Source organism: Pseudomonas sp. GW821-FHT03C07 (genome assembly GCF_059420925.1).
Genome location: NZ_JBWKUQ010000016.1, coordinates 154895 through 167237 on the forward strand (window position 1 = coordinate 154895; position 12343 = coordinate 167237).

9 protein-coding genes are annotated in these 12343 nt (G+C 63.8%); all 9 read right to left on the reverse strand.

Annotated features, from left to right (window positions below; all coding sequences use genetic code 11):
* Positions 1-41: 41 nt before the first annotated feature.
* The 9 genes from AC07VG_RS25625 to AC07VG_RS25665 all read right to left on the reverse strand — a co-directional run bounded on the left by AC07VG_RS25625 (position 42) and on the right by AC07VG_RS25665 (position 12102).
* Positions 42-1997, reverse strand: a complete 1956-nt coding sequence (locus AC07VG_RS25625; protein WP_495022115.1) for an acetoacetate--CoA ligase — start codon at positions 1995-1997, stop codon at positions 42-44.
* Between the two features lie 192 nt (positions 1998-2189).
* A complete protein-coding gene (hbdH, locus tag AC07VG_RS25630; RefSeq protein ID WP_495001912.1) occupies positions 2190-2960 on the reverse strand; it encodes a 3-hydroxybutyrate dehydrogenase in 771 nt (256 codons plus the stop codon).
* Between the two features lie 10 nt (positions 2961-2970).
* Positions 2971-4362, reverse strand: coding sequence for a GntP family permease (locus tag AC07VG_RS25635; RefSeq protein WP_495022116.1), 1392 nt, complete (start codon positions 4360-4362; stop codon positions 2971-2973).
* A 299-nt stretch (positions 4363-4661) separates the two neighbouring features.
* A complete protein-coding gene (locus tag AC07VG_RS25640; protein WP_495001914.1) occupies positions 4662-6077 on the reverse strand; it encodes a sigma-54 interaction domain-containing protein in 1416 nt (471 codons plus the stop codon).
* Positions 6078-6112: 35 nt separating this feature from the next.
* Positions 6113-7708 carry an ABC transporter ATP-binding protein gene (locus tag AC07VG_RS25645; RefSeq protein ID WP_495001937.1) on the reverse strand — a complete coding sequence of 532 codons (1596 nt, stop codon included), beginning with the start codon at positions 7706-7708 and terminating at the stop codon, positions 6113-6115.
* A 14-nt stretch (positions 7709-7722) separates the two neighbouring features.
* A complete protein-coding gene (locus AC07VG_RS25650) occupies positions 7723-8745 on the reverse strand; it encodes an ABC transporter permease (RefSeq protein ID WP_495001915.1) in 1023 nt (340 codons plus the stop codon).
* A complete protein-coding gene (locus tag AC07VG_RS25655; protein ID WP_495001916.1) occupies positions 8745-9812 on the reverse strand; it encodes a microcin C ABC transporter permease YejB in 1068 nt (355 codons plus the stop codon). Before AC07VG_RS25655 ends, AC07VG_RS25650 begins: the two co-directional genes overlap by 1 nt.
* A complete protein-coding gene (locus tag AC07VG_RS25660; RefSeq protein ID WP_495001917.1) occupies positions 9812-11677 on the reverse strand; it encodes an extracellular solute-binding protein in 1866 nt (621 codons plus the stop codon). The genes AC07VG_RS25655 and AC07VG_RS25660 overlap by 1 nt, the downstream gene beginning before the upstream one ends.
* A gap of 143 nt (positions 11678-11820) precedes the next feature.
* Positions 11821-12102 carry a peptidylprolyl isomerase gene (locus AC07VG_RS25665; RefSeq protein WP_248797872.1) on the reverse strand — a complete coding sequence of 94 codons (282 nt, stop codon included), beginning with the start codon at positions 12100-12102 and terminating at the stop codon, positions 11821-11823.
* Positions 12103-12343 lie beyond the last annotated feature (241 nt).

Genomic DNA, 12343 nt, shown 5'->3' on the forward strand with positions numbered 1-12343 from the left:
CGCGCTGGCGGGAGCCGGTCAGCCGGCTCCCGCCGTATGCTTCAGGACTGTAGCTCGGTCCTGTCCCGGAACTGCTCCAGCGCCTCGGGATTGGCCAGGGCATCGGTGTTTTTTACCGCCTGCCCATGCACCACATTACGTACCGCGAGCTCGACCAGCTTGCCGCTGAGGGTGCGCGGGATGTCCGTGACCGCAAGGATCTTCGCCGGCACATGGCGAGGCGTGGTATTGGCGCGGATCACCTGGCGGATCTGCTGCTCCAGGGCCTCATCCAGTTCGACACCGTCGCGCAGGCGGACGAACAACACCACCCGCACATCGCTCTGCCATTGCTGGCCGATGGCGATGCTCTCCAGCACCTGTTCGACCTTTTCCACCTGCCGATAGATTTCCGCCGTGCCGATGCGTACCCCTCCGGGGTTGAGCACGGCGTCGGAGCGCCCGTGAATCATCATCCCGCCGTCGGTGAATTCCTCGGCATAGTCGCCCTGGGCCCAGACCCCGGGAAACTGGCTGAAATAGGAGGCCTTGAGTTTTTCCCCTTGCGGGTCGTTCCACAAACCCACCGGCATGGCCGGAAAGTGCCGGGTGCAGACCAGTTCGCCTTTGGCCTCAAGCACGGGGCGCCCGTGCTCATCCCAGACTTCCACCGCCATGCCCAGGCTCTTGCACTGCATCCGGCCGCGCACCACCGGCAGCACCGGATTGCCGCTGACGAAGCAGGAGACGATATCGGTGCCGCCGGACATGGAGGTCAGGCAGACCTCGTCCTTGATCTGGCGATAGACATAGTCGTAGCTGTGGGGCGACAGCGGCGAACCGGTGCACAGCAAGGTTTTCAGGCTGTCCAGCCGATGGCTCTGGCGTGGCTCGAGACCGGCGTCTTCCAGGGCGGCGAGGTACTTGGGGCTGGTGCCGAAGGCGCTGATGCCTTCGCTGTCGATCAGGTCCAGCAGGCGTTGCGGGCCAGGATGGAACGGCGAGCCGTCATAGAGCACCAGGCTGGCGCCGACCGCCAGGCCCGAGACCAGCCAGTTCCACATCATCCAGCCGCAGGTGGTGTAGTAGAACAGGCAATCGTCGCGCCCCAGGTCGACATGCAGGCCGTGTTCCTTGAGGTGTTGCAGCAGAACCCCGCCGGTGCTGTGGACGATGCACTTGGGGACCCCGGTGGTGCCGCTGGAATAGAGGATGTACAGCGGATGGGCGAACGGCACCGGGGTGAATTCGGGATCGCCGCCGGCCTGGTAGAAGTCGTTCCACAACGTCACCCGGGCCTGGCTGCGGAAGTCCTCGACGCGCGCCTGGGGACGGGCGTAAGGCACGATCACCAGTTGCTGCAGGCCGGGCAGGCGTTCGAGGATTTCGTTGAGTTTGGCGGTCTGGTCGATCAACTTTCCGGCGTAGCGATAGCCGGCGCAGGTGATCAGCACCTTGGGCTCGATCTGGCCGAAGCGATCGATCACGCCCTGGGTACCGAAGTCCGGCGAGGAGCACGACCAGATGGCGCCAAGGCTGGTGGTGGCGAGCATGCCCACCAGGGTTTGCCAGGTGTTGGGCATGCAGGCCGCGACCCGGTCGCCGAGGCCGACGCCGGCGGCCCGCAGGCTTTTTTGCAGGCCCGCGACCTGGCCGGCGAGTTCGCTGTGGCTCAGGGTTTCCCGGCGCCCGTCTTCGCTGACGGCGACCACGGCCAGGTGATCGTCACGGCGGCGCAGCAAGTGTTCGGCGAAGTTCAGGGTGGCGCCCGGGAACCAGTGGGCGCTGGGCATCCGCGGGCCTTCGCGCAGTACCGCGCTGGCCGGGGTGTGGAACTCGACGTCGAAGAAGTCGACGATGGCCTGCCAGAAGTCCTCCCGGCGCTCGATGCTGAAGCGGTGCAGGGCGGGGTAGTCGCCCAGTTGCAGGTCGTGGCGATGATTGATGAAGCGCCGGAACGCTTCGATCCGGGTCTTGCTGACACGCTCGGCGTCGGGGCGCCAGAGGACTTCGGTCATGGTCTTTCCTTTGTTGTTTGTCTAACCGATCTTTGACGGCACACCACCTTTATTGACACCCGCAATCCTGTGGGAGCTGACTTGCCGACGATAGCGTCCTCGAGTTCAACGCAGGATTCGCTGGCCTCATCGCCAGCAAGCCGGCTCCCGCAGGTGTAGTGGTGTTTTCGAGATTCGATATCAGGCAATCAACTATTGTGCCAGCCAGCCACCGTCGATATTCCACGCCGCGCCGCGTACCTGGCTACCGGCCTCGCTGCACAGGAACAGCACCAGTTCGCCCAGGTGCGCCGGGGTGACAAACTCCAGCGACGGCTGTTTCTCCGCCAGCAGATCGTGTTGCGCCTGTTGCGGATCGACCCCGCCGGCGGCGCGGTCGTCGATCTGTTTCTGCACCAGCGGGGTGAGCACCCAGCCCGGGCAGATGGCATTGCAAGTGACGTTGCTGGTGGCGGTTTCCAGGCCCACCACCTTGGTCAGGCCGATCACCCCGTGCTTGGCCGCGACATAGGCGGCCTTGCCCACGGAGCCGACCTGGCCGTGGACCGAGGCAATATTGACGATCCGCCCCCAGCCTTTGGCGCGCATCCCCGGCAGCGCCAGGCGCGTGCTGTGGAACACCGACGACAGGTTGATGGCGATAATCGCATCCCAGCGCTCTACCGGGAACGCCTCCACCGTGGCGACATGCTGGATCCCGGCATTGTTGACCAGGATATCCACTGCGCCGAACTCGCGCTCGGCATAGGCGAACATCTCGGCGATCTGCGCCGGGTCGCTGACATCGGCCGGGTGATGGCCGACCCGGCCACCAAACTGCTTGACCTCGGCGATCACCGCGCCAGCGTCACCGAAGCCATTGAGCACCACATCGGCGCCGGCCCGGGCCAGGCCCAGGGCAATGCCCAGACCGATGCCGCTGGTGGAGCCGGTGACCAGGGCGGTTTTACCTTTGAGACTCATTGTCGACTCCTCAGACGATGCCGGTGGCATAGAAGGTTGCGATCACCACGAAGACCGCCACGGTCTTGATCAGGGTAATGCAGAAAATATCTTTATAGGCTTGCCGATGGGTCAGCCCGGTGACGGCCAGCAGGGTGATCACCGCGCCGTTGTGGGGCAGGGTGTCCATGCCGCCGCTGGCCATGGCCGCGACCCGGTGCAGAACTTCCAGCGGAATATTCGCGGCATGCGCGGCGCTGATGAAACTGTCGGACATCGCCGCCAGGGCGATGCTCATGCCGCCGGAGGCGGAACCGGTGATCCCCGCCAGCAGGGTAACGGTGATGGCCTCGTTGACCAGCGGATTGGGAATACTCTTGAGCCAGTCGGCCAGCACCAGGAAACCCGGCAGCGAGGCGATGACCGCGCCGAAGCCGTATTCCGAGGCGGTGTTCATCGCCGCCAGCAGGGCGCCGCTCACCGCGCTCCTGCTGCCTTCGGCCAGTTTGCCGCGAATGGCCTGGTAGCCAAAGAGCAGGACCATGATGATGCCCACCAGCAGGGCGGCCTGCACCGCCCAGATGGCGGTCAGCTTGGCGATATCGGTCTGTACCTGCGTGGTCATGCCCGCCAGGCTGAGGGTGTGAGTCTTGCCGTACCAGAGTGGAATCCAGTGGGTGAACAGCAGGTTCATGATACCCACCAGCAACAGCGGAGAGAGGGCGACCCAGGGGTTGGGCAGGCGGATGTCCTCGGCGGTTTCCGGTTCGTTGCGCAGCTCCGTGCCGTAGCCTTCGCCCGCGCGCTGGGCCCGGTTGCGCTGGCGTTGCAGGAACAGCATGCCGGCGCAGAACACGAAAATCGTACCGATCAGCCCCAGCCAGGGCGCGGCCCAGGCAGTGGTATTGAAGAAGGTGCTGGGGATGATGTTCTGGATCTGCGGCGTGCCGGGCAGGGCGTCCATGGTAAAGGAGAACGCGCCGAGGGCAATGGTCGCCGGCATCAGGCGCTTGGGGATGTTGCTCTGGCGGAACATCTCGGCGGCAAACGGGTAGACCGCGAACACCACCACGAACAACGAGACGCCGCCGTAGGTGAGCAGGGCGCAGACCAGCACGATTACCAACATTGCCTGGCGGGTACCGAACAGGCGGATGGCGGCGGCGACAATGGAGCGCGAGAAACCGGACAGCTCGATCAGCTTGCCGAATACGGCGCCGAGCAGGAATACCGGGAAGTAGAGTTTGACGAAGCCGACCATTTTTTCCATGAACACCCCGGTGAAAGCGGGGGCGACGGCGGAGGGGTCGGTGAGCAGGACGGCGCCGAGGGCGGCGATGGGGGCAAACAGGATAACGCTGTAACCACGGTAGGCGGCCAGCATCAGCAACGCCAGCGCCGCGAGGGCGATGATCACACTCATGGTGTGTCTCCAAAATTGTTATTTTTGTAGGTTAGGTCTGAATCTCCTGTAGGGTTTGCGAGTTTTGTGCCATTTTTTTAAGTTATTGAAATATATGGTTTTTTTAGTATTTTTGGTGAGGGGGAGGGTTTTTTGTCTCTGTAGTGAGACATCGGTGTGTTCGAGGGCCCCTTCGCTGGCAAGCCAGGCTCCTACAGGACGGTGTCGAACACCTATCTGGAGCACGACACAACCCTGTAGGAGCAAGCTTGCTCGCGATAAGAGTGCAGGGTACTCTCCATACTGAGACTAAAGTCTCTTTATTGAGACTCTGCAATCCCCAGCGCCACCATCTTCTTGTACAGCGTCGACCGCCCCAGCCCCAATTGTTTCGCCGCCTCCACGACCTTGCCGGCGCACTGCGCCAACGTCGCTTCAATCAATTGCCGATCAAAACGCTCCCGGGCCGCGCTGAAAGTCTCATTGCCCAGCGGTTCCATGGCTCGCGCCGGCGGTCGTTCCAGCGGCCTGAACGTACCAATGGCCCCGCGAATATCCGCCTCACTCAACACCTGCGCATCACTCAACAGCGCCGCCCGCTCCAGCACATTGCGCAGTTCGCGGACATTCCCCGGCCAGGCGTGCCGGCCCAGCAGCTCCAGGGCTTCGGCCGCGAGCTCATGATGGCTGCGCAGTTCTTCGAGGATCGCTTCGCTCAACGCCGGCAGATCCTCCAGGCGTTCGCGCAAGGGCGGCACCTGAATCGGCAAAACATTGAGCCGGTAATACAAGTCGGCGCGAAACTCACCGCGCCGGATAGCCGCCTCAAGGTCGGTGGACGTGGCGGCAATCACCCGCACATCGCTGCGCAGTACCTCGTTGGAACCTACCGGCTCGAACTCCTTCTCCTGCAACACGCGCAGCAACTTGCTTTGCAGGGGCAACGGCATATCGCCGATCTCATCGAGAAACAGCGTGCCGCCCTGGGCGATCTGCAACTTGCCGGGTCGACCCTTGCGATCCGCACCGGTAAAGGCCCCCGGCGCGGTACCGAAGAACTCGGCTTCCAGCAAGGTCTCCGGAATCGCCGCGCTGTTGATGCTGACAAAGGCCTTGTGCGCCCGTGGCGAAGCACTGTGTATCGCCTGGGCGAGCAGTTCCTTGCCGGTGCCGGTTTCCCCCAGCAGCAGGACCGGTGAGTCGCTGCTGGCGCCACGCCGGGCCCGGCGCTTGACCTCCAGGCTCTCGGCACTGGTGCCGATGAAGTGGGCGAAGTTGTATTTGGTCTGCCGCGAGCGCAGCAGCGAGCGCGTTGAAGCCAGCTCGGCCTGCATGCTCTGGTAGCGCTTGAGCAGCGGCGACAGGCTGCGCAGCTCATCGAACAGGGCGAAGCCGATGGCGCCGATCACCGTGCCGACGGCGTCGTGGATCGGCAGGCGCATGACCACCAGGGGTTCCTTGGGCGTGTCCTGCAAATCCAGCAGGATCGGATGGCCGGTGCGCACCACTTCGCGCAACAGGCTACCGGGGATCACGCTTTCGCAAGCACGGCCGATGGCTTCGCCGGCATTGGCCAGGCCGAAGCGTCGGGCGTAACGCTCGTTCATCCAGACGATATTCGCGTCACGGTCGACGATCACCGTGCCTTCGCTGGATTGCTCGATGATTTCGAACAGCGAACGAATCGCCAGCAGGCGAACCTGCTGGTAGTCCTTGAGGCTTTCAGTGTCGGTCATGGCAGGTTCGTCCATTGCCGGCGGGCGGCGATCGATCAAGTCGGGGCGATCAAGTCGGGGGCTATCAGGGTCGCGGCGAGCAGTTCCCGAGTATAAGGATGCTGCGGCGCATCGAACACCGCGTCAGTGGCGCCGCGCTCGACCACCTGGCCGTCCCTGATCACGATCAGGTCATGGGCCAGGGCGCGCACCACCGACAGATCGTGACTGATGAACAGGTAGGTCAGGCCGTGTTTTTCCTGCAGATCGCGGAGCAGGGCGACCACTTGTTTCTGCACCGTGCGGTCCAGCGCCGAGGTCGGTTCGTCCAGCAGGATCAGCGCCGGCTTGAGCACCAGGGCCCGGGCAATGGCGATGCGCTGGCGCTGGCCGCCGGAAAACTCATGGGGGTAGCGGTGGCGGCTTTGCGGGTCGAGGCCGACTTCTTCCAGTGCGCGAATCACCAGGGCGTCGCGCTCGGCAAGGGTGTTGGCGCAGTGCACCTCCAGGCCCTCGCTGATGATCTGCGCCACCGACATGCGTGGGCTGAGGCTGCCGAACGGGTCCTGGAAGACCACCTGCATCTGCTTGCGCCAGGGCCGCAGCTGTTTCTGGTTCAGGCCGTCGAGGGCCGCACCCTGGAAACGGATGCTGCCCTTGGCGTCCAGCAGGCGCAGGATCGCCTGGCCGAGGGTGGATTTGCCGGAACCCGACTCGCCGACAATGCCCAGGGTCTTGCCGCGCTGCACGCTGAGACTGATGCCGTCCACGGCGTGCAGGTATTCCTTGCGTCGGAACAGCCCGCCACCGACCTGAAAACGCACGTGTATGTCCTCGGCCTGCAACACCACCTCATTGTCCTCCAGCGGCAGTGGCTGGCCCGCCGGTTCGGCGTCCAGCAGCACGCGGCTGTAGGGGTGGGCCGGGTGCTTGAACAGGGTTTCGCAGTCCGCCTGCTCGACAATCGCCCCGGCCTTCATCACGCAGACCCGCTGGGCGATGCTACGCACCAGGTTGAGGTCATGGCTGATCAGCAGCAGCGACATGCCCAGGCGCTGTTGCAGGGACTTGAGCAGCAGGAGGATCTTGCGCTGCACTGTCACGTCGAGGGCCGTGGTCGGTTCGTCGGCGATCAGCAGCTCCGGTTCGCAGGCCAGGGCCATGGCGATCATCACGCGCTGGCGTTGGCCGCCGGACAGTTGATGGGGATAAGCCTTGAGACGCTCCCGGGGTTTCTGGATACCCACCAGTTCGAGCAGTTCGAGAATCCGTGCCTGGGCCGCCTTGCCGCCGAGGCCCTTGTGCAGCAGCAGGGTTTCGCCGATCTGCTTTTCCACGCTGTGCAGCGGGTTGAGGGAGGTCATCGGCTCCTGGAAGATCATCGCGATACGGTCGCCACGAATGCTGCGCAAGGTGCGGTCGTCGGCTCCCAGCAGTTCCTGGCCGCGATAGCGCACGCTGCCTGCGACCTGGCAGCCGCTGCGTGGCAGCAGTTGCAGGATCGAGTGCGCGGTGACCGACTTGCCCGAACCGGACTCGCCCACCAGCGCCAGGCATTCACCGGCACGGATATCCAGACACAGGTCGCGCACCGCCGGCTGGCCGTTGAAGGCGACGTTGAGCTGGCGGATTTCAATCAGGTTATGGGTCATCGCGGCGGCCTGGTTCATGAACGGGGGTCGAAGGCATCGCGCAGCGCCTCGCCGATAAACACCAGCAGCGAGAGGATCAGCGCCAGGGTGAAGAAGGCGGTGAAGCCCAGCCAGGGTGCTTGCAGGTTCTGTTTGCCCTGGCCGATCAGTTCGCCCAGGGAAGCGCTGCCGGCGGGCATGCCGAAGCCGAGGAAGTCCAGCGCTGTCAGGGTCGAAATCGCCCCGGTGAGAATGAACGGCAGGTAACTCAGGGTGGCGTTCATGGCGTTGGGCAGGATGTGCCGCAGGATGATCTTGCGGTCGGTCAGGCCCAGGGCCCGGGCGGCCTTGACGTATTCCAGGTTGCGCCCACGGAGGAACTCGGCGCGGACCACGTCCACCAGGGCCAGCCAGGAAAACAGCGCCATGATGCCCAGCAACCACCAGAAGTTCGGTTCAACGAAGCCGGACAGGATGATCAGCAGGTACAGCACCGGCAGGCCCGACCAGACTTCCAGCAGGCGCTGGCCGAGCAGGTCGATCCAGCCGCCGTAGTAGCCCTGCAGGGCGCCGGCGGCAACACCGATCAGGGCGCTGACGGCGGTCAGGGCGAGGGCGAAGAGAATCGACACCCGGGCGCCGAAGATTACCCGCGCGAGGACGTCCCGGGCCTGGTCGTCGGTGCCCAGCCAGTTCACTGTGGTCGGCGGGCTGGGGGCCGGTTTGTTGAGGTCGTAGTTGGGTGTGTCGGCACTGAACGGGATGGGCGGGAACAGCATCCAGCCGCCATCCTTGGTGATCAACTGGCGCACGTAGTCGCTGCGGTAGTCGGCCTGGAAGGGTAGCTGGCCACCGAATTCCTGCTCGGTGTAGCGCTTGAACGCCGGGAAATACAGCGAGCCCTGGTAACTGAGCACCAGCGGCTTGTCGTTGGCGATCAACTCGCCCCCCAGGCTCAGGACGAACAGCGCGGCGAACAGCCACAGCGACCACCAGCCACGGCGGTTGGCCTTGAAGCGGTCGAGCCGGCGTCGGCTCACGGGCGAGAGTCTGAACATCAGGCGTTCCTCGCGGCGAAGTCGATACGCGGGTCGACCAGGGTGTAGCAGAGGTCGCCGACCAGTTTTATCAAGAGGCCGAACAGGGTGAAGATGAACAATGAGCCGAACACCACCGGATAGTCCCGCGACACCGCCGCTTCGTAGCTCAGGCGGCCGAGGCCGTCGAGGGAGAAAATCACCTCGATCAGCAAGGAGCCGGCAAAGAACACGCTGATAAACGCCTGGGGAATGCCCGAGACCACCAGCAGCATGGCGTTGCGGAACACATGGCCGTAGAGCACCCGTCGTTCGCTCAGGCCCTTGGCCCGGGCGGTGACCACGTACTGGCGGGTGATTTCATTGAGAAAGGAGTTCTTGGTCAGGATGGTCAGGGTGGCGAAACCACCGATCACCAGCGAGGTGACCGGCAGCACCAGGTGCCAGAAGTAGTCGGCGATCTTGCCCAGGGTCGAGAGCTGGTCGAAGTTCTCCGACACCAGCCCGCGCACCGGGAACCAGTTCAGCGAGGTGCCGCCGGCGAAGGCGACGATCAGCAGCATGGCAAACAGGAACGCCGGCATGGCGTAGCCAATGACGATGGCGGTGCTGCTCCAGACATCGAAGCGGCTGCCGTGGCGGGTCGCCTTGCGGATGCCCAGGGGAATCGACACCAGGTAGGTGATCAGCGTGGCCCAGAGCCCGAGGGAAATGGTCACCGGCATTTTTTCCAGGATCAGGTCGGTGACCTGGGCGCCGCGAAAGAAGCTTTTGCCGAAGTCCAGGCTGGCGTAGTGCTTGAGCATCAGCCAGAAGCGCTCGGGAGCCGGTTTGTCGAAGCCGTACTGGCGCTCGATGTCGGCGATCAGCTTGGGGTCCAGGCCACGGCTGGCCCGTGAGGCGCTTTGCACTGTGTCGCCACCACCACCGAGGGCGCCGGCACCCGCGCCGCCGATCCCCTGCAAGCGGGCGATGGCCTGTTCCACCGGGCCGCCGGGGGCGGCCTGGACGATAATGAAATTGACCAGCAGGATCATCATCAGTGTCGGGATGATCAGCAGCAAGCGCCGCAGGGTGTACGCCAGCATCAATGCTGTCCTCCGGAACTGCCGCGCTTGATCAGCTCGGCGGTCATCTGTTCGTTGGTCAGCGGGGTCGGGCTGACTTCCCACCAGGTTTCGACAGCGGGGTCATTGCTGGCCTGCTCCCGGGGGAAACCGAAGCGATTCCACCAGACCGTCGAGGTGCCCGGCGGGTAATAGTTGGGAATCCAGTAGTAGTTCCATTGCAGCACCCGGTCCAGGGCGTGGGCGTAGCTGAGCATCCGCGCTTGGGTATCGGCCTTGATCAGGCCGTTGATCAAGGTATCCACGGCCGGGTTTTTCAGAACCATGAAGTTGCTCGAACCTGGGTCGTTGGCCGCCGCGGAGCCGAAGTAGTTGTACAGCTCGATGCCTGGCGAGGTGGTGACCGGGTAGCCACTGACGATCATGTCGTAGTCGCGGGCCTTGAGGCGATTGACGTACTGCGAGGCGTCGATGCGGCGGATATCCATGCTGATACCGATCTGCGCCAGGTTGCGTTTATACGGTAACAGCAGCCGCTCCATACCGTTTTGCGCGTTGAGGAAGGTAAAGCTCAGCGGCTCGCCCAGAGCGTTGACCAGGCGATCGCCGTCGGGCTTCCAGCCGGCCTGCTCCAGCAGGGCCAGGGCCTGTAGCTGTTTGTCCCGCAGGTTGCCGCTGGCGTCGGTTTTCGGCGCTTCGAAGACCTGGTTGAAGACTTCGTCGGGAATCTGTCCGCGCAGCGGTTCGAGGATCGCCAGTTCCGCCTTGTCGGGCAACTGCCGCGCGGCCAGGGCGGTGTTGGAGAAGAAGCTCTGCTGGCGAATGTACATGTTGCGCATCATCTGCCGGTTGCTCCACTCGAAGTCCCAGAGCATGGCCAGGGCCTCACGCACGCGGCGGTCCTGGAACATCGGCTTTTGCAGGTTGAATAGATAGCCCTGCGCAGATTGCGGCGCCTCCCGGGCCAGATGGGCCTTTTGCAAGCGGCCATCGCTGAGGGCCGGGCTGTCGTAGCCGATGGAGTAGCCGGTGGCGGAAAACTCGCGGTTGTAGTCATAGGCGCCGCCGCGCAGGACCTGGCGGGCCACGTCGGTGTCGCCGAAGTATTCGAGGGTGAAACGGTCGAAGTTGTAGAGACCGCGGCTGACCGGCAGGTCCTTGCCCCACCAGCCGGCATTGCGTTCGAAGGTGATGCTGCGTCCGGAGTCGATCTTGCTCACCTTGTACGGGCCGCTGCCCAGCGGGGCTTCGTAGCCGCCGCCGTCGGCGAAATCGCGGGTCTTCCACCAGTGCTCCGGCAGCACCGGCAGGCTGGCGATATCCAGCGGCAGTGAGCGGTTGTCGTTGTTCTTGAAGTCGAAGCGGACCTGGGTCGGCGACTCGACTTCAACAGCTTTTACCGCTTCGAACTGCATGCGGTAGCTGAGGCTGCCCTGGGTCATCAGCAGGTTGTAGGTGTAGCGCACATCTTCGGCGGTGATCGGCGTGCCGTCGGCGAAGCGGGCCTTGGGGTTCAGGTAGAACCGCAGGGACAGGCCGTCGTCGCCGCGCTGCATTTTTTCCGCCACCAGGCCATAGACGGTATAGGGCTCGTCGAGAGAGCGCACGGCCAGCGGGGAGTAGATCCAGCCGTCGATCTGGGTGACGCCGGTGCCTTTGTCGACATAGGGCAGGATATGGTCGAACTGGCCGATCTCGATGGCCGAGCGGCGCAGGCTGCCGCCCTTGGGCGCGCGCGGGTTGGCGTAGTTGAAATGGCTGAAGCCAGGGGGGTATTTGGCCGGTTCGCCGTAGACGGTCAGCGCGTGCTGCGCGGGGGCGGCGTTGGCGGACAGGCCGGGAAACAGGGTCAGGGCCGTGAGTAGCAGGGATGGGGCCAGTCGCATCTTCAGCCTTAGAAGCCGGTTCGAAGTATCAGTAGGAGCGAGCTTGCTCGTGATGGTAATCCAGGCGCCGTGGGGTATCAGATACCCCGCGTTATCGTTGACGTCCATCGCGAGCAAGCTCGCTCCTACAGGGGCGGGCAGGATCAGTCCTGGCGACTGGTCACTTCCAGCAGGTGGTAACCGAACTGGGTTTTCACCGGGCCTTGTACGGTATTGACCGGAGCGCTGAAGACCACGCTGTCGAACTCCTTGACCATCTGGCCTGGGCCGAACGAGCCCAGGTTGCCGCCGTCGCGGCTGGACGGGCAGGTAGAGTTGGCTTTGGCGATCTCGGCGAAATCGGCGCCGCCTTCGATCTGGGCCTTGAGTTCGTTGCACTTGGCTTCGCTGGCAACCAGGATGTGACGGGCAGTGGCTTTGGCCATGAGGTAATACTCCTTTCAAGAAAGTGTTGAGATTACCGGATTCAGGCCGGATTTTCCCGGCAAAAGTTCCCGGCAGCGTGGTGTGTCGGATGAACCGCGTTATCGTTCATCGCCGGCAAGCCGGCTCCTACAGAGGACCGCGTGCATTCCGGCAGACGCGGTCACTGTAATTGGATGGACTCGCCCAAGCCGAGGCGTCTGTAGCGCCACGGTGGCATTCTAATGAAGCCAACGACAGCGA

Bases quoted from the DNA above. Each gene is read 5' to 3' on its own strand.
- AC07VG_RS25635 (WP_495022116.1), bottom strand. From the start codon at position 4,362: ATGAGTGTGATCATCGCCCTCGCGGCGCTGGCGTTGCTGATGCTGGCC.
- AC07VG_RS25655 (WP_495001916.1), bottom strand. From the start codon at position 9,812: ATGCTGGCGTACACCCTGCGGCGCTTGCTGCTGATCATCCCGACACTG.
- AC07VG_RS25625 (WP_495022115.1), bottom strand. From the start codon at position 1,997: ATGACCGAAGTCCTCTGGCGCCCCGACGCCGAGCGTGTCAGCAAGACC.
- AC07VG_RS25660 (WP_495001917.1), bottom strand. From the start codon at position 11,677: ATGCGACTGGCCCCATCCCTGCTACTCACGGCCCTGACCCTGTTTCCC.
- AC07VG_RS25650 (WP_495001915.1), bottom strand. From the start codon at position 8,745: ATGTTCAGACTCTCGCCCGTGAGCCGACGCCGGCTCGACCGCTTCAAG.
- AC07VG_RS25640 (WP_495001914.1), bottom strand. From the start codon at position 6,077: ATGACCGACACTGAAAGCCTCAAGGACTACCAGCAGGTTCGCCTGCTG.
- AC07VG_RS25645 (WP_495001937.1), bottom strand. From the start codon at position 7,708: ATGACCCATAACCTGATTGAAATCCGCCAGCTCAACGTCGCCTTCAAC.
- hbdH (WP_495001912.1), bottom strand. From the start codon at position 2,960: ATGAGTCTCAAAGGTAAAACCGCCCTGGTCACCGGCTCCACCAGCGGC.
- AC07VG_RS25665 (WP_248797872.1), bottom strand. From the start codon at position 12,102: ATGGCCAAAGCCACTGCCCGTCACATCCTGGTTGCCAGCGAAGCCAAG.